Annotated in this window: 20 protein-coding genes; 1 reads left to right on the top strand and 19 read right to left on the bottom strand. The window is 69.1% G+C overall.

The genetic code is table 11. From position 1 onward, the window contains the following. Window positions 1-2: 2 nt before the first annotated feature. The 11 genes from ASV56_RS18645 to ASV56_RS18600 all read right to left on the bottom strand — a co-directional run bounded on the left by ASV56_RS18645 (window position 3) and on the right by ASV56_RS18600 (window position 7,671). A complete protein-coding gene (locus ASV56_RS18645; protein WP_062563504.1) occupies window positions 3-437 on the bottom strand; it encodes an NlpC/P60 family protein in 435 nt (144 codons plus the stop codon). Next, on the bottom strand, window positions 434-1,318 hold the full coding sequence (locus tag ASV56_RS18640; RefSeq protein ID WP_062563503.1) for a DUF2163 domain-containing protein: 885 nt from the start codon (window positions 1,316-1,318) through the stop codon (window positions 434-436). The genes ASV56_RS18645 and ASV56_RS18640 overlap by 4 nt, the downstream gene beginning before the upstream one ends. Beyond that, window positions 1,315-1,524 (bottom strand): hypothetical protein, encoded by a 210-nt coding sequence (locus ASV56_RS18635; protein ID WP_062563502.1) that lies wholly within the window; start codon window positions 1,522-1,524, stop codon window positions 1,315-1,317. The genes ASV56_RS18640 and ASV56_RS18635 overlap by 4 nt, the downstream gene beginning before the upstream one ends. Then, on the bottom strand, window positions 1,521-2,171 hold the full coding sequence (locus ASV56_RS18630; RefSeq protein ID WP_062563501.1) for a lysozyme: 651 nt from the start codon (window positions 2,169-2,171) through the stop codon (window positions 1,521-1,523). Before ASV56_RS18630 ends, ASV56_RS18635 begins: the two co-directional genes overlap by 4 nt. A gap of 21 nt (window positions 2,172-2,192) precedes the next feature. Continuing rightward, window positions 2,193-2,483 carry a hypothetical protein gene (locus ASV56_RS18625; protein WP_062563500.1) on the bottom strand — a complete coding sequence of 97 codons (291 nt, stop codon included), beginning with the start codon at window positions 2,481-2,483 and terminating at the stop codon, window positions 2,193-2,195. 12 nt (window positions 2,484-2,495) lie between these two features. Continuing rightward, window positions 2,496-3,122 carry a DUF2460 domain-containing protein gene (locus tag ASV56_RS18620; protein ID WP_062563499.1) on the bottom strand — a complete coding sequence of 209 codons (627 nt, stop codon included), beginning with the start codon at window positions 3,120-3,122 and terminating at the stop codon, window positions 2,496-2,498. After that, a complete protein-coding gene (locus tag ASV56_RS18615; protein ID WP_062563498.1) occupies window positions 3,122-5,584 on the bottom strand; it encodes a phage tail tape measure C-terminal domain-containing protein in 2,463 nt (820 codons plus the stop codon). The genes ASV56_RS18620 and ASV56_RS18615 overlap by 1 nt, the downstream gene beginning before the upstream one ends. Window positions 5,585-5,611: 27 nt before the next feature. Then, on the bottom strand, window positions 5,612-5,776 hold the full coding sequence (locus ASV56_RS24045; RefSeq protein WP_170848957.1) for a DUF7697 family protein: 165 nt from the start codon (window positions 5,774-5,776) through the stop codon (window positions 5,612-5,614). Between the two features lie 62 nt (window positions 5,777-5,838). Continuing rightward, window positions 5,839-6,276, bottom strand: a complete 438-nt coding sequence (locus tag ASV56_RS18610; protein WP_062563497.1) for a hypothetical protein — start codon at window positions 6,274-6,276, stop codon at window positions 5,839-5,841. 11 nt (window positions 6,277-6,287) lie between these two features. Then, window positions 6,288-7,226, bottom strand: coding sequence for a phage tail tube protein (locus tag ASV56_RS18605; RefSeq protein WP_062563496.1), 939 nt, complete (start codon window positions 7,224-7,226; stop codon window positions 6,288-6,290). Window positions 7,227-7,251: 25 nt separating this feature from the next. Beyond that, window positions 7,252-7,671, bottom strand: a complete 420-nt coding sequence (locus tag ASV56_RS18600; RefSeq protein ID WP_062563495.1) for a hypothetical protein — start codon at window positions 7,669-7,671, stop codon at window positions 7,252-7,254. Here ASV56_RS18600 and ASV56_RS18595 point away from each other — a divergent pair. Beyond that, window positions 7,671-8,525 carry a sulfite exporter TauE/SafE family protein gene (locus tag ASV56_RS18595; RefSeq protein WP_253880163.1) on the top strand — a complete coding sequence of 285 codons (855 nt, stop codon included), beginning with the start codon at window positions 7,671-7,673 and terminating at the stop codon, window positions 8,523-8,525. The two genes, ASV56_RS18600 and ASV56_RS18595, sit on opposite strands and share 1 nt — an antisense overlap. On the opposite strand, the gene ASV56_RS18590 is transcribed toward ASV56_RS18595, so the two are convergent. The 8 genes from ASV56_RS18590 to ASV56_RS18555 all read right to left on the bottom strand — a co-directional run bounded on the left by ASV56_RS18590 (window position 8,517) and on the right by ASV56_RS18555 (window position 16,190). Next, complete coding sequence (locus ASV56_RS18590) at window positions 8,517-9,185, bottom strand: DUF6441 family protein (RefSeq protein ID WP_062563494.1); 669 nt, start codon at window positions 9,183-9,185, stop codon at window positions 8,517-8,519. The two genes, ASV56_RS18595 and ASV56_RS18590, sit on opposite strands and share 9 nt — an antisense overlap. 5 nt (window positions 9,186-9,190) lie before the next feature. Continuing rightward, window positions 9,191-9,502, bottom strand: coding sequence for a head-tail joining protein (locus ASV56_RS18585; protein WP_062563493.1), 312 nt, complete (start codon window positions 9,500-9,502; stop codon window positions 9,191-9,193). Then, window positions 9,502-9,837, bottom strand: a complete 336-nt coding sequence (locus ASV56_RS18580; RefSeq protein ID WP_062563492.1) for a DUF2190 family protein — start codon at window positions 9,835-9,837, stop codon at window positions 9,502-9,504. The genes ASV56_RS18585 and ASV56_RS18580 overlap by 1 nt, the downstream gene beginning before the upstream one ends. Before the next feature lie 77 nt (window positions 9,838-9,914). Further along, window positions 9,915-11,948 carry a prohead protease/major capsid protein fusion protein gene (locus ASV56_RS18575; RefSeq protein WP_229825683.1) on the bottom strand — a complete coding sequence of 678 codons (2,034 nt, stop codon included), beginning with the start codon at window positions 11,946-11,948 and terminating at the stop codon, window positions 9,915-9,917. A 4-nt stretch (window positions 11,949-11,952) separates the two neighbouring features. Next, window positions 11,953-13,464, bottom strand: a complete 1,512-nt coding sequence (locus tag ASV56_RS18570) for a phage portal protein (protein ID WP_062563491.1) — start codon at window positions 13,462-13,464, stop codon at window positions 11,953-11,955. Beyond that, the gene (locus ASV56_RS18565; RefSeq protein WP_062563490.1) at window positions 13,464-13,673 is read right to left on the bottom strand and encodes a phage head-tail joining protein; all 210 of its coding nucleotides are present in this window, start codon (window positions 13,671-13,673) and stop codon (window positions 13,464-13,466) included. The genes ASV56_RS18570 and ASV56_RS18565 overlap by 1 nt, the downstream gene beginning before the upstream one ends. A 2-nt stretch (window positions 13,674-13,675) precedes the next feature. Next, window positions 13,676-15,682, bottom strand: a complete 2,007-nt coding sequence (locus ASV56_RS18560) for a phage terminase large subunit family protein (RefSeq protein ID WP_062563489.1) — start codon at window positions 15,680-15,682, stop codon at window positions 13,676-13,678. Next, a complete protein-coding gene (locus ASV56_RS18555) occupies window positions 15,630-16,190 on the bottom strand; it encodes a hypothetical protein (protein ID WP_062563488.1) in 561 nt (186 codons plus the stop codon). Before ASV56_RS18555 ends, ASV56_RS18560 begins: the two co-directional genes overlap by 53 nt. Window positions 16,191-16,202 lie beyond the last annotated feature (12 nt).

Genomic DNA, 16,202 nt, shown 5'->3' with positions numbered 1-16,202 from the left:
TCTCAGCGAGCGGGGAAGAGGAAGGCGAAGGCGATGCGGCGTCGCCATGTGGGCGTCAGCGGTTCCTCGATCACGCCTAGTCGCTCATAGGCGTGAAGGAAGGTGCCCGGTCCGGTCAGGATGCCGACATGCTTGGCGATAGCGCGGGGCATCATGCGGAACAGGACCAGCGCGCCGGGTGGGGCATCTGCCGGTGCGATCTCCGGCATCATCGCCCGCGCTCCATCCGCCAGAACCTCGCGCGGACCGGTCTCGCCCCAATCCCGGCTGTAGGGCGGGATCGGGAAGGGCTCCGGCCCGACCACGTCGCGCCAGACACCGCGCGCGAGGCCGAGGCAGTCGCAGCCGACCCCGCGCAAGCTCGCCTGGTCGTGATAGGGCGTGCCAAGCCAGGATCGGGCAGCGGCGATGACGCGGGTCGGATCGGCGGCCTTCACAGCACAGCTCCCTCGTGGCCGCCGTCCTTGCTAGCGTAGCGCAGGACCGCGTCTTGACCTGGGATGTGGGGGAAGCCGCGAAAGTTGGCGACATTGGCGAACTTCGTCCCGCAGGTCGCGATCCGCTTGTCGCAGCCCGCCCGGACCACAAAAGCATCCGTCGCCATGATCGGCCGCACCGGGGCTTCCAGCAGGGTGAGGATCGCCAGACCGTCGACGAGATCATGCGACAGCACCTCGACCCGTCGCCCGGCATTCGCCCCAGTCGACCATTCGACGAGACCGAAGGCGAACCACCCCGCCGCGAAACTGCCGAGGCCGGAGGCTGTAAAGGCTCGGTCGCGCAGCGCATCGATCACCGCGCCGATGCCCTTGAAGGCCGGGGCCTCAAGGTTCACGCCGCAGCGTGCATCACCCAGCGCGGCGTCGCAGCTGGCCTGGAACGTTCGTCCGACGGTCTGGCCAAGGATGTGCGCCAGCGACCTGACCTCGGCGACGAAGGCGAGCCGCCCGCGCCGGATCTGACCGATGGCGCCGCGGCGCAGGAGCACGCGCTGCGCCGGGGCCGACCAGTTCACGCGCCAGACCTCGACTGCCGCATTGTCCCACCGGCCGTCGAGGATGTCGGTCTCGGTGATCCGGTCCGACGACAGCACCCCTTGGGCATCCTGCGCATCCACGGACAGATCCGACCCCGACCGGACTTCGGACGCCGTCAGCCCGCTTTCCGGTTCGAACTCGGTCCCGTCGAACGACAGCGTCCGGTCGTGATCGGTGAAGCCGAAGGTCACGCCGTCCGCCCGGGTGATCCGCCAGCACCAGGCGAGCGTCGTGGTGCCTTCGTCGAGATGGGCCTGCAGTGCTGGCGGGAGCGACTTCACTTCCGCCCCCAGCCGCGCCAGAGCGCGATCGAGGCCAGCGCCGAGGAGACGACCCCGCCTGCCGCGCCGGTCAGGGCATAGAGGTTGAAGGGCCTGAGGTCGAAGGTTCCGGTCGCCAGGTCGAAATCCGCCAGCCCCGCCATCGCGAGGCCGGAGGCGATAAGGCAGGCGAGATAGACGAGGCCGCGGGCAAAGGTCCAGTTCATGTCGTTTCCTTTCCGGTGAAGAGGCTGGCGAGGCGCTGCCACCAGCTGGGCGCGGTGGCGGGATGGGTGGGAGGCGGCATTGGCGTGCCGCTCGGGCGCAGCAAGGCCAGCGCCTCGGCCTCGGTCAGCCGCCTGATCGGCCGCGAGAAATCCACCCTGCCGTTGCGGTCGACGGCCCAGACCGGGACGGTGCCGGTCGGGTAGATACCTTTCGCGAAGAGATCGCGTTCCGCCTCGCGCCGGGACCGAATGGCGGCGGGCTTGAGCCAGCCCATGAAGGCCGCTGCGGCCGCCGCGCGGTTGCCTGCGTTCAGGTGACGTGTCAGCGCAGCCTTGGCGATGCCACCCGTGTTGTAGTGGAAGGAGACCAGCGCATCGAACTCGTGCGGTTCCAGCGGCACCTTCACCGCGCGCAGCACTTCGGCCTCGTAGGTCGCGAGGTCGGTGCGAAAGAGCCGAAACGCCTCGCTGATCCCGGCTTGCGTGTCGGCGGGCATCCCGCGTGGCATGCGCGCCGGATCGGGCGGCCCGGCAGCAGCGGTGTGGCCGATGCCAAAGGTCCAGACGTCCCTCACGTCGAGATAGGGTCCGGGCACGACGCCTTCGTGCCGGATCAGGGCCAGAAGCCCCCGGTCGGTGGTCTGCATGGCGGTGGTCCTTTTGGGAAATCAGGGGACGTCGTGGCGGCGTTCGAGCGCGGCGGTCAGCGCCTCGATCCGGGCGAGGATGTTTGCGATCCGCTCGTCGATGACGGCGATGCGGCGGTCGGCTTCGACGATCTGCCGGTGGTAGAGCGGCGAGGTGGAGAGCAGTTCGGCCACCCGCGCCTCGAGCGACGTCATGCGGGTGTTCTGCGTGCCCGCCCACCAGATCGCGGCCCCGCCCTGCGCCGACAGCGCGAGGGCAAGGCTCAGGTAGGCGGCCAGTGCGCCCATGCGCACGGTCGTGGGTTCGGACATGGGATCGGTCCTTCAGAGGCGGAGTTCGATGAGGGGGATCGTGGTGATCGATCCGAGACGTTCGAGATCGAGCGTGACGTCGAGGGCGTCAGTGTCGAAGCGGACGGGGACGTCGAATTCGAAACCTGCGGTGATCGCGACGCCTGCGGCCGGGGCGGTGGTGAAGGTGACGAGGCCCGTCGCAGTGGAAACCGACCAGCCGGAGGCCTGCGGCGTGCCGTTCAGGGCTAGGGTGACGGTCCCGGCCACCGGCTTGGTGATCGAGCGCGTCCAGGACTGCGCGCCGGAAGTGTAGCGCTTGGTCAGTTGAAACAGGGTGGCCGATCCGTTGCCGGTGCCAATCGGCTGGTTGGTCGGCCCCGGCGTCTGCGACGGCAGGCAGGACTTGAAATCGGCCCAGTCCTTGAAGCGGAAGCCGTGCAGGCGGCCGTTGCGGGCCTCGAAGAAGGCGACGACCGCCGCCAGATCATCAGCGCGGCGAATGCCATAGGCGACGTCATAGCGGCGGCGGCTGTTGGCCCAGCTGGCGTTGCGTTCCTCGGCGCCCGAGGCGAGCTCGACGATCTGGGTGCGCCGCTCGGGGCCACCGCGTGCGCCGCGGCTGATGTTGTCCGGAAACCGGACCTCGTGGAAGGCCATCACATCCCCCTCTGCCCGAGGGACACGGCTCGGGCGATGTCGCTGGCGACCTGCGTCCGGGACTGGCGGAAACTCTCGGCGTCGCGGGCGTTGATCGTGACGTTGACGGTGGGCGCGCCCGCCTGGCCGTAGCTTGCTGCTTCGCGCCGGGAGAGAACCCGCTCCCCGCGTTGCAGGATCGCGGGCACTTCATCGGGGCGCAGTCCGGCCCAACCGCCGGTGTGCATCCGAGACGCGCCCGCGAATGCCAGGGCCGGGACCATCCGGCCGGGGCTCGGGCCGCCGACCATCCCGCCTGCATGCAGGATGTTTGCGAAAATCCCGCCTGCCCCGCCCAGCGCGCCGGAAAGGGCGTTGGCGATGGGGCCAAGGATGAAACGCCGGGCGGCGAGCTTGGCGAGATCGGCGATCATCGATGTGACCAGATCTCGGAAGTCGAGTTTGCCGGTCTTCACGAAGTCGCCGATGGCGTTCTCGGCGCTCTGAAACGCCCCGACCAGCGCGCTGCCGATATCGCCGCCAATGTTGCGAGCCTTCGCGGCGTAGTCGGCGAGCGCCGCGGTGACGGCCTGCCAGCCGATCAGGGCGGTGTCCGCGCCTTCGGCTGCAGCGGCCCCAGCGTCGTGCGCGGCACCGCCCGCGCTATCGGCGGCGGTGGCCGTGTCATTCAGCCCGGCCGTGAGAGCATCGGCCGACGCGGCCGCATCGGCGAGTGCGGCCTCGGCTTCCTTCCCTGTGCCGGTCACGGCATCCTTCAACGCCTGCCAGCTGGCCAGCGGCCGACCGGCAGCATCGGCGAGCATGCCTGCCGCTTCGCGGAACCCATCGGCCCGAGCGAGGGCATCCTCGGCCATCGCGCCGAGGCCAAGATCGGGCGGTTCCAGATAGGTGCGTGCCAGCGCAGCCGAGAAGGCATCCGCGGCCGCGGCACCGGCTGCGGTCGCGGCGCCCTCGAACGGATTGCCGATGCGGCCGAGTTCCACCGGATCGAGCGTTCCAATCCGCACCCCACCTTCGCCAGTGGCCCATTCCGGCAGGAGGGCCAGCGCGGCATTCAGGGTCTCGATGAAGCTGTTGATGCGCGTGACGACGCCGTTCAGCATCGCCTCGACGCCCGAGATCAGCCCGTTTGCGGCCTGGAAGGCGAAATCGCCGATGGCACCGGGCAGGCTGCCCCAGATCGCCACGGCCGCATCATAGGCCCCTTGGAAGATCGCGGCCGTCCGGTCGCCGAAGCTGACGACGCCTGCGATGGTGCCCTCGAGGGCCGAGAGACCGGCCGCCTTCAGCCCCTCCCACCCGGCCGCCATCCGCGCGAGGGCAGCGTCCAGCGACAGCCCGATACGGGACCAGACCTCGCGGGCCAGATCGCCGAGCAGGCGGAAGGCCTCGCCCACGCCGCCGACACGGGTGACAAGCTGCGAGAACTGGTAGACCAGCTCGCCCGCGCCGACGATCAACGCCCCGATGCCGGTGCGGATGAGGGCACCGCGCAGGAACACGAGCGCCGTTGCGAGCCCGCGTACGGAGAGGGCGGCGGCGGCCAAGCCCGCCACCCAGCGCCCGGCCATGACGGCGGCGAAAGTCGCGGCATAAGAGGCGAGACGCCCGAGATTGCCGATCAGCCCGTCGATGGCCGAGCGCAGGATGCCGCCGTCCGAGGCCAGCGCAACGAAGGCATTGGCGAGCGCCTCGATGGTCGGGGCCACGGCGACGGCGATGCGGTTGCGCAACCCGTCGAAGACCAGCGATACGGTGCCCAGCGCCAGCTGCGTGCGGCGCAGGGCTTCCAGCGCATCGCTGTCCAGAACCGCCCCAAGGTCGGAGGCTTGGTCGCCAAGCCGCGTCATCTCCGCCCCACCATTGCGCAGGAGGGGGATCAGCCGCGTGGCGTCCGAGGCCATGGCCTCGAGATAGAAGGTCATCTCCTGCTGGCTGAGTCCCGCGCGTTCCAGCGTGTCGACGTAGAGTTGCAGCGCCTCGGGACCGGAAAGCCTCGCGAACTGGTCAGCCGTGACGCCCACGCGCGGCGCGACATTCTCGAAGAAATCCGCCATCGGCCCGCCGCCGGTCTGCAGGAAATCCCCGACCCGGTCGTTCACGTCCTTCAGGATGTCGGCCAGCTTCTCCTGCTCGATACCCACCGTCCGCGCCCCGGCCGACCAGCGCTGCAGGGCCTCGGGCGTCGTGTTGGCGACCTGCGCGAACTGTCGGACTTGCGCGGCGCTCTCGGCCGTCGACCGGACGATCAGCCCGAGCGAGGCCGTGGCGGCGGCAGCGGCGGCCCCGAGTGCGAGGCCCGCGCGACGCGCGAAGGCCGCAAGTCGGGTGTTCGCCAGTTCCATCTCGCGTGACAGGCGGCCGAAGCCACGGGCCCCGGCCTCACCGACACCTTCCAGCTCGGCGCGCACCTGGCGACCGCCAACGGCGGCGAGCCGGACGGAGACGCGTTTCTCGGCCATGGGATCGGGGCTCCGGTTGGGATAGGGTCAGTCGCGGCTGGCCGCGATCTGTTCGTTGACGCGGCGGACCATCACCGCCTCGAAGGCGGGCAGCAGTTCGGCGATGGCAGGCGGGGAAATGCCGAGGGCCGCGCCCAGGGCCAGCGCCGCACCCATGTCCCAACCGATCACAGCGCCGGGGATGACGCGCATCTGGCCGCCAAGGCGCTGCGCCAGGTCCCAGACCTGCGCGCCTTCGAGCGTTAGCGGCCGGTTCAGCCGTGCGGGGCAGTCGGGACAGGGTCCAGCACAGGCCGCGCAGTAGCCTTCGCCCCCGCCGAAGGACCAGTCGGCAAGGGCGCAGAGGCGTTTTTTTCCGCGTCCAGCAGGAGGGCCTTGGCGACGTAAGTTGTCTGGAACGCCTCGAAGGCAGGCCAGAGGTCGAGGAGCGCGTCGATGGCCTCGGGGCCCGGATCGATGGGACTGCCATCGGCATCGCCGATCCCCTCCCATGCGAGGATCGCGCGCCGGGCCAGCGCCTTGGCCATGGCGAGCGCGGCTTCCTCGGTCGCAGCGCCCTCAGGCAGGTCGGCAATCGCGGGATCGCCCCGCGCCGAGACCATCAGGGCCGTGGTCAGCGGGCGGAGCTTCACACGCACGCCGGGAATGAGGTCACACCACTGCGGCGCGTTCGTGAGGTCGAGGGTCAGCATGGCGTGCCTTCTCAATAGGTTGCGACGGTGTTGACGAGGACGGCGGTGCACATCCGGGCGGGACTGGTGGCGCGGGCCGCCTGCCAGTCGAAGGTTGCCTGGATGCCCTGCGGGCCCGGGATCTCGATGCGCGGCCGCGGCAGGTAGACGGCATGCGCCGTGAAGGTGAAGCTGGCGTTGGCCCCGAGGCTCCAGGCGAAGACCAACTCGCACGGCGTGCCGTCGATGGCCTGCGTGATCAGCGTGGTGTCGGCAAAGCGCACTTCCACCCGGCCCGTCAGCGCGGCCATGCCGGGGTCGGCCCCCTCGATGCGCCCGTCCGAGCGGATGGTCTCGATGCGGTCGAGGCCATTGGAATAGGTCACCTCGGCCGAGATGACATTGCCGAGCGGCGATCCATTGCGGGTGATCGCCCCGTTGAAATGCCCGAACCGCTGCAGCGCCAGCGAGGTGGGCGTGCCTGCGGCCGTGGCCGCCGCGACGCTTTCACCTTGCGCCACCAGCCGGGCCGTGGCGGTCAACAGCCCCGACCGCGCCATCTGCCAGGACAGCTGATCGCAGACACAGCCGGTGTACATCGCGTAACGCGGCACTTCGGGCATCGCTGTCTCGATGGCCATCGACGGCAGCGTCCAGTTGCCAGACTGGAAGGTGTGGGTCTTGGGCGTCGTGCCGGTGGTCGTCGGCTGTCCGAAGGCCGCCTTAAGCCAGAGGCCGAAGTTCTCGACGTCGATCGGCACCACCACATCCCCATCGGCGGTGACCGCATCCTTGATCGGGGCCAGCGGATCGCGCCCCTGGCCCAGCAGTTCCGAGGCGATCAGCGGCTGTTCGGACCCAAGCGTGGTGCTGGCGAAGGGCACCGTGCGGTAGCCCGAAGCGGGCGCGGTGCCATAGACAGATTCGAACGCAAGCGCCATCTGCGCCCGCGCCCCATGGGCTCGTGCCATCGTAGTCTCCTTTCGTTATTCGGGGTCAGGCCAGCGAATCGGCCGTGGAATAGTGCAGGATGACCGGGATCACCGCTGCCTTCAGGCTGGCGGCACCCTCGACCGGCAGATCGACCGGACGCGGCGCTTCTGCCTCGACCCAATCGCAGAGGCCTCCCAGCGTGCGGTCGGCTGCAATCGCCGCGCCGATGCTGGCGCAGAGGATGTCGAAGGTAGCGTCACGGGTGGCACCTTGCACGACCGCCTCGATCTCGGCGCGGTGCTGATAGTGGTAGCGCAGCGGCGACAGCGTCACCTCGGGTTCCCCCGGCTCGCCGTCGCGCAGGATCAGGAGGCCTGCGGTTGGCACGCGCTCTGGCAGCACGTCACCGCGCAGGGCGGCGGCGGGCAACGTCGAAAGCCGCGCGTGCAGCGCGGCGAGGATGGTTTCGCGGGGGGTGGGCATTGCTCGAGCCAATTGCGATAGTTGATCGGAAGGCGCACGAACCTTCGTCCGATTTTCGGGCACGTGCGGCCGTGGCCGAGTCATGCTTTGCCGTGGAGGCGCAGAGAGTATTGGACACCGAAGTATTCTGGCTTGCCGGCGTCTTTCTCGTAATTGCCGTGATCTACGCCGCCGTAGGACAGGCAGGAGCGTCCGGCTATATCGCGATCATGGCACTATTCGGAGTCGCGCCGTTGGCCATGAAAACGACCGCGCTCGCCCTGAATCTCATGGTGGCCGCAATCGGCACGGCGTGGTTCATGAAGTCCGGCCGATTGTCATGGCGCCACATCTATCCATTTGCCGTTCTGGGCTTCCCGTTCTCGATGCTTGGTGGGTCGATCCAGTTGGCGGAAGGGGTGTACTACCCTATCGTCGGTGCGATCCTGGTGCTTTCCGCGTTGCAGATGGCACGATCAGTGATGAAAAGATCCGCAGGAAACGTCGCACCTCCCAGGACGCCGCCATTCCTGGCTGCTCTGGCGACAGGGGCGCTGATAGGCTTCGTATCGGGAACGACAGGGACCGGTGGCGGTGTTTTTCTCGCGCCAGTCATTTTTGCGATGAGATGGGGCACGGCGCATCAGACGGCCGCAACGACAGCGCTCTACAATCTGATGAATTCTGCGGCCGCCCTGATCGGTGCCTACGCCTATTGGGATCAGATCCCCGCATCGCTGCCCTTGTGGCTTGCGGCAGTCGCGGTTGGGGGCACAGTTGGCGCGTTCGTCGGAAGCCGATACCTCTCGGACCGCTGGCTGCGAGGCATCCTGGCCGCGCTGCTGCTGGCATCGGGGGTCAAGTTGCTATTGTAGTCCTGCGTCCCTGAGCGGGTTTACTTCGTCACAAGACGTTCCCTCCACCCAGTTCGCGACGATCAACCCCGGCACCGCATGATGCGCCCGCGCCGCGTCCCGCGCCAGATCCAGCCGCTTCGGCAGCTTGACCTGCGGCACCAGCAGGAAGATCGGTGCTGTCACGAGGCCCCGGCCGGTCCTTGACCGTGACGCGACGGCGCGGCCCTTGGTGTTCAGCCGCCCCTCGGCCACCAGCAGGCTCGGCCCCCTGCGGCGATAGATGAAGCGCAGGCGCAGGCCAGTGCGCCGTTCCCATTCGCCGGGCGTGTTCCGACCGCCACGCAAGGACTTGCCTGCGGCGGGCGTGGGGATCGCCAGCCAAAAGCCATTTTTCGAGCGGATCAGCGGGCCGGTGTCGTGCGCGCCGACGATGACCGGGGCGTTGGACCAGACCACGGCTGCCGCGTTGAGGCTGGGCGTGACCTTGGGGAACTGCTCCGACCGGATGGTGCGGGCGAGCCGGGCCCCAAGCCCCGCACCAGTGATCTGCAGCCGCCAGGCGGCCTTCAGCCCGGTCCCGGCCTCGCGGATCGCGGCCGACACGGCGCGCTCGCCCGCCGAAACCTCAGCCGCCATCATCGCGACGATGTCGGGATCGATGTCGAGCTTCAGCTTCATCGCGGTCATGCCGGGCGCAGGTCGATGGTCCAGACCAGCCGTTCACGATCACGGACGGGCTCGCCTTGGATGAGGAAGGCGTCGCCGTCGATCTCGATGCGGTCGCCGGGCCGCGGCGCTGGCACCTCGGCCACGCGCAGATCGACGCGCGTAGTCTCCGACCAGAGCCGCGCGTCGCCGAAGGAGGTCGACGCATCGGCGCGCCGCGCCACGACGCGCACCAGGACCGGCGCGCCGCCATCGGCGATGTAGACCGCATCCCGGCCGACGTTCGGATCGGCGAAGAGTACGCCGACGGCAGCGGCGAAGGCGCTCATCAGAACGCCCCGTTCAGCCGCACCCGGCCGACTACATCACCCGCGCCGCCCGCCACCACTTCGGTCGCCACGCCGATCAGGGTGTTCGAGGTGGTGACCTTGGTGGTCTGGCGGGCGGTGTTGTCCCAATAGATGCGCTCGCCGACGGCCCACGCCTGCGAGCCGAGCTTCTTCAGCTCGTAGACGCCGACAAGCGCGGCCTCGACACTTTCGCCAATGGCGGCGGTGCCGGAGGCCACGCCGAAGATGGAGCCGACGAGCAGGCCATCGCCCGCGGCGACGGCGTAGGGCGCGGTCAGGGTGATGGTGTTGCCGGGCTGGACGTAGGTTTTCATGGGGAGGATCCTTGTGGAATGACGAAGGGCGGCCCGATTGGACCGCCCGCATGTCAGGGTTCAGCATGGGGTGGCGGTTATGCGCCGGGGTTCTTGTAGAGGCCGCGCCAGTCGATGGCCTTGGCGCCGAAATCGAGGCGGCACTTGATCTCGACGCCGTCGACGTCGAAGCCGTTGCGGGTCTCGATGTAGGCGCCCTGCTGGCCTTCCAGATAGGCGTATTCGATGGTGTCGATCTGGTTGGGCGAGGCCGCCAGATACCAGGAGGTGGCGCTGGCGGCATCGAGGCGCGGTTCGCTGATCGGGGACAGCGTCCGGATCGACTGGGGCACCACCTTGGCACTGTCGGCCGGGACGAGGTTCTGGGCGACCAGTTGCTCGGCCTTCAGTTCCAGCGCGGCGGGCACGATCAGGAAGGCGGGCCGGATGTTCAGCACCGTCTTCTTGTCGAGCCCGGTCTGCAGCGCCATCGCCGCCCGCGCCGCCCCGACGCTCGCCACGTCCAGCGCCGCGCCCGTTGCGGCGAGGTTCTTGTGCGTCGTGTGGAAGAGCGCGTTGCCGTCGGCCATCGCCGGGTTCGCGGTGATGATGCCCCAGACCACGTCGCTTTCCAGCTGGGCGATGGAGTTGCCGTACATCGCGGGGATCCGGGTGAAGGCATCCAGATCGTCGTTGATCAGCACCTGCCGGGTGATGGCCACGACCCGGCCATAGGTCTTGACCTTGTAGCTTTCCTTGCTCTCGCCCAGCGTCCCGCGCTTGAACTCGCCGCTTTCGCCGACCTCCAGAAGCTGCGGGGCCTCGCCCAGCTGGACCCGGTGCATCGATTTGAAGTCGGTCGCCAGCACCTGGCGGCAGAAGAGCGCGAAGGTCCGGGGATAGGCGTCATAGGCCTGCCGCAGGGTCTTGTTGGTGACGGCCGAGAGGATCTCGGGGAAGTCCGAGGTCGAATGCAGCGCGCGGGTCGCCACCTCGTCGCGCGACAGGCCGCGCGTGTTGACCCCGGCATTGCCGAGGCTTTCGCGGGCCAGTTCCAGCAGCGTCATGCCGCGGTACTGGCGCGCGGCGTCTTCCAGCGGGAACAGCGTCGGGCTGTAGCGGTGCAGCAGCGCGTTCGCCACCGCGTCGCGGCGGGTGATGCGCTCGTCCCGGCCGCCGAGGGGGATGGAAACGTGCGGGAAGGTCCGGGTCTCGTCCGACTTCGCCGCCACCTGGTCGAGGATCAGGCGGCGGGACTCGTCAACACTGACGCCGCGCTTGACCAGATCCTCGGCGAAGCTGCGCTCGAGGTTCAGACGACCGGTCAGATCGTAGATGGTGGAGACGCGATCACGCTCGGCCTCGCGGGCGCGGGTGGCGATGGCCTCGCTGTCGGGTGCGGCAGCCGGTTCCGGCATACGCGCGGCCGTCTGTTCGGGCTGTGCCGGGGCCGCGACGGGCTGCTGGCGGGTCTCGGTCATGGCGGGGACATCCCCGGCCACGGTGGTCGTGCTCTCAGGCATGGATGCCTCCTTTTGCATGCGGGTGTCGACGATCTCGACGGGATAGCTGGCCTGATCCGCGGCGCGGACCTGCGCGCGGGGATCGGCGGGAACGGTCACGAAGCTGACCTCGAGCGGCGTCCAGCGTTCGACAATGCGCTGCTCGACCTCGCCCTTGGCGGCGGGCTCGACCACTTTCACACGCTCGATGGAATAGCCGACCGAGACGTTCCGGATGATCCCGTCGCTGATCAGGCCGAACATGCGGTCGGCGGCCTGGTCCAGGCCCTCGCGCGGGAAACGGATGGTGGCCTTGCCCTCCTTGCCCTCGATCCAGGCGCGTTCGACCACGCCCACCTGCGAATGCGAGGACCAGACCGAATGGCTGTCGAGCGCAGGGGCCCCGGCATTGAGGCGCGTCAGATCCACCGCGCGGTCGCTGACCTCGAGGATCTCGTCGAAGGGCACGGAGGTGTCCCAGCCGGTCCAGCGCCGCCGCCGGACAGCCGCGCCGGAGGTGAAGACGACGTCGACGGAGCGCGCCTCGGAATTGACGGTTGCGGGCAGGATCGGTGCGCGCCGCAGCTGCATCGGCAAGGCGACCGGGGCCGCCATCATCGTGTCGGGCATGGCCCTATTCCTTCTCTGTTTCGGATGCGGGGGCGGCCGGGTCACTGGTCGGGTCACCCGCCTGCACGCTGCCGGTCTTGGTGACGCGGCGCGGATCGCTGTCGAGCACGAGGCCGAGGCCATCGAGCTTGGCGTTGGTGGCAGCGATTTCTGCCAGCACCGCGTCCGGGTTGTGGCCCTGCCGGGCAATGGCTTGCGCGAGCGTCATCGTGCCTGTCCGGATTGCCAGCAGGTCGGCCATCGCATCCTTGTAGGGATCGACGGCATCGAACTTCGGCGGCGACCATTCCACCGGCACGTCCGGTGTCGGGATCTGCCCTGCTGCCCATGCGGCTTCCGTGAACCAGCGCCACACCGGCGCGCATAGCATCGGGATGAATAGCTGCCACTGCACGGCGTCGATCATGCGGCGGAACTCGACGAGCCCCGCCCGGATCGAGGAGTAGTTGACCTGGCTGAGGTCACCGGTCAGCAGCTCGTAGGGCACGCGGAACCCGGCCGAGATCGTGTGCAGGCTCGCGCGCTTGTATTCGCCGTAGCCGCCGGTGGCAGAGGGCTGGTTGAACCGGATGTCCTTGCCGCCGCGGGCATAGGCGATGAGCCCTGGCTCGAACTGCTCGACCCGGTTGCCATCGGCGTCGACCACAGAGGGCGCGATGCCCTGCTGCGCCTCGTCGTCGCCGAAGACGATGGCGGTGACGCAGGCCTCGGTCTTCTTGCGGACCAGTTCGGCCACCTCGTAATCGTCGAGATCACGCAACGACCGGATCACCGGCGCGCCCCAGGGAACGCCGCGCGCCTGCGTGCGCTGCTTCTCGTAGATGTGCGCGATCTCGGTCGCGGGGACCGGGCGGCTCTGCAGGCCGTTCTGCAAGGCGCCATAGGCGTCGCCCGGATGCTCGGCGTGCAGCCAATAGGCCCGGCGCTTGCCGACCGGGTCGAACTCGATCCCCTGGACTAAGCGTCCCGCGCCCAAGGCGCCGGATTTCGAGGCGTCGAGGAAGTCCGCTTCCAGCACCTGCAATTGCAGCGGCACCGGCAGGCCATCGCTTGCCCGCCGCAACCGGCGGCGTACCAGGACCTCACCCGCCTCGACCATCTCGCGGCAGATCAGCGTCTGCAGGCCGTAGAAGTCCAGCTGGCCGTCGGCATCGCACTCCGCCGTCCAGCGCTCGAAGAGCGCGTCGACCTTCCGGTCCAGCGTGTCGTCGCCACTGGCGGCGCGGGGCATTAGCCCCGAGCCGATGATGTTGTTGACCAGCACCGCGACGGCCTTGGCCGCGTGCGGGTTGTTGCGCACCAGGTCGCGCATCCGATCGCGCAACAGGGCTCCGGCGACGCCGATCTCGGTGTCGGCGGAGGATCCCGGCGCGCGCCAGCCCTCGGTCCTCCGCCCACGCGCGGCCCCGTCATAGCCCCGCGTCAGGGTCTCGAACGCCTGACGCGCCATGACGCGGCGGGCGGCCATGCGCGGCGCCACCGTGGCGATGGCGTGATCGAACCAGGTCGCCGACATCAGCGATCTCCGCGGCTGAAGCCAGCCAGCCCGGCCACCGGCAGCGGCCGTGTCTTTCCCGCGATGGCGCGCTCGATGGTGCGGATGCGCGCCAGCAGATCCTCGGCCGAGCCGTAGTCGACCGACTTGCCGTCATAGCTGACCCGCGTCGTACCGCTGGCATAGGCCCGGCGCAGCGCCGAGAGCTCGGTTTCCGTCCAGTCCGTCATGTTCAAAACCATCCTCCACGCCGCCCGAGCCAGTCGGAGCGGCGCTTGCCCTGCGGGGCCTGTCCCGGCCGGTTGATCTGTCCGGCGGGATCGGTGTCGGTGGGGGCGGCCCCGAGCTGATCCTCGAGGTCACGCCATTTCTCGTTGGGCCAGCGATCCGCGCCCGCGATCCAGGCAGCGGCGCGGGCATAGACCCGGCAATCCAGCGCTTCGTTCCGCTCGCGCAGCTTCTGCCATTCCAGCCGGGCGAAGCCACGTTTCGTGCGCACCGTCACCAGCTGCTCGGCCACGAACTGCTTCAGCCATTCGTTCTCGACCCAGTGCGGCAGGTGGACCGATCCGGGCGGAAACGCCGCCCCGTCGGCCATCTCCTCCTCGGTCGGGCGCGCCAGCCGCAGGAAGCGATAGGTCTCGGCCTTGAAGGTCGACACCGCCACGGTCCAGAGCCGCGCGCCGCGCCGCAGGCGTTTACCGCCCTCGGTCGCGTCGACGAAGGTCGGCCCCGACACCGGGCTGGAGCGGTTGAACCCCTCGACGCCCTTGACCGGCGACACCTGCCCAAACCCCTGCGCCCGCGACCAGGAATAGACCGCCGGGGCCTCGTAGCCGGTGTCGATGGCCATCCGAGCGATGCGCAGATGCGCGCCGCGCTCGTGCGGCCAGCTTCGATCCAGCAGCGCCGTCAGCTCGGACCATGCGTCGCGCCGATCCGGCCCGCCCTCGATCACGACGTGATCGACGAGCCAGGACTCAAGCCCGCGCCCCCAGGCCCAGACATCGACCTCGATCCGGTCCTTCTGGACGTCGGCCCCGGCGGTCAGGAACAGCCCGCCCGCAGGCACCGTGCCGGATTTCCAATGCTCGCGCCGGTCGTAGAGCCGCTGCCAGTCGGGCGCTTCCCCGGTCTCGACCCATGTTTCGCCGAGGATCGTGTTGCGGAACGCCTTGATCGCCTCGTCCGACCCTTGGGCCGCGTCCCATGCCCGCACGATCCGCTCCCAGCTCAGCCAGCCGATCGGCGAATAGAGCGCCGAGAGGTGATACCCGACCGTGGTCGGATCGGCGGCCGTGGCGGTTGCCCGCCATTCGCCGCCCTCCAGCATCGCCGTCTTGTGGTGCTCCGCGATTGCCGCGTCGCAGCCCTCGCAGTGATACTCCGCTGTCTCCGGGCGGCCCTTCTGCCAGCGCAGCCGGTCGAACTTCAGAAATTGCATCGCGCCGCAATGCGGGCACGGCACAAAGAACCGCCGCTGGTCGCTCGCCTCATACTCCCGCTCGATCCGGCTCAGACCCCGGATCGTCGGCGTCGAGACCAGCAGCACCTTGCGCCGGTGGGCGAAGGTCAGCGACCGCGCCTCGGCCAGCGTGACGGGATCGCCTTCCTCGTCGGCCGAGGCGGGATAGGCATCGACCTCGTCGAGGAAGATATAACGCGCCGGGGTCGAGCGCAGACCCACGGCCGAGTTTGCCCCGGTCATGATCAGGATGCCGCCCGCGAATTCCTTCGACAGCATGGTGTTGCCCGCGTCGCGGGATCGCGCGGGCTTCACCCGCTCGCGCAGTTCCGGGCTCTCGTCGATCAGTGGGTCGATCCGCTGGCGCGAGTTGCGCTTGGCAAGTTCTACGGTGGGCTGGACCGCCAGCATCGGCCCCGGCGCCTGGTGGATGGCGAACCCGATCCAGTTGTTGCCCGCCTCGGTCGCGCCGACCTGTGCCGCCTTCATGAACACGATCCGTTGGGTGGGATCGCCGGGCGACAGCCGGTCCATGATCTCGCGCATGTAGGGCGTGCGCGCCGTACGGTAGCGCCCCGGTTCGGCCGAGGCGCGGCCCGAGAGCATCCGGTGCTGGTCCGCCCATTGTGACACTGTGAGATCAGGATCGGGCGACAGCCCCGCGCCCCAGGTGCGCAGGATTTCTGCCTCGCCGTCGAAGTCGGTCAGGTCGTCGCCAGTTTCACCGGAAGTCGGGCCGGACCTCGGCAAGTTCGTCGAGGTGGGCGCGTACATGTTTTTCCAAGGCCTTCTGCATCGCGGCCGGTTCCACGCCCAATTCCGCCGCCATGAGTGCCGACGACCGAGAGGGCCAGTTCACCCACGCATCCCGCACCTCCCGCGCCAGGCGAAACACCAGAGACAGCGCCCGGGCACGCTCGATCAATTCCCCCTTCAGCTTCTGGAGCCGGATGCGCCGCTCCTGCGCCTTCAGCACCTCGTTCGCGGTCTTCGCCTGCAGGAAGGTCGTGCCGCCGCCGACCGCCGGCACCGCCAGACCCTGTTCGCGGAGCGTGTCACCGACGGCGGCCACCGCCGCCTCGGGGACGGGCTTCAGCTTCGGCGCGGGCGGCTTGCGCGTCTTCGATGGGTCGGTGGTTTCCGCCCGCCGCACATCACTTTCGGCCGCGTTGATGCTGCCGTCGGGATAGAGGACCAGCCGTTCGGCGGTCTTCGCCTTCTGGATCGCGCCCCGCGACAGCCCGACGTGCGCGGCGTACTGGCGCTCGCTCATGCCCTGCATCGACGGCTCCGA

Source organism: Paracoccus aminovorans, from assembly GCF_001546115.1.
In the GTDB taxonomy this organism is placed as follows: Bacteria; Pseudomonadota; Alphaproteobacteria; order Rhodobacterales; family Rhodobacteraceae; genus Paracoccus; species Paracoccus aminovorans_B.
This window is presented reverse-complemented; position numbering and strand designations above follow the sequence as displayed.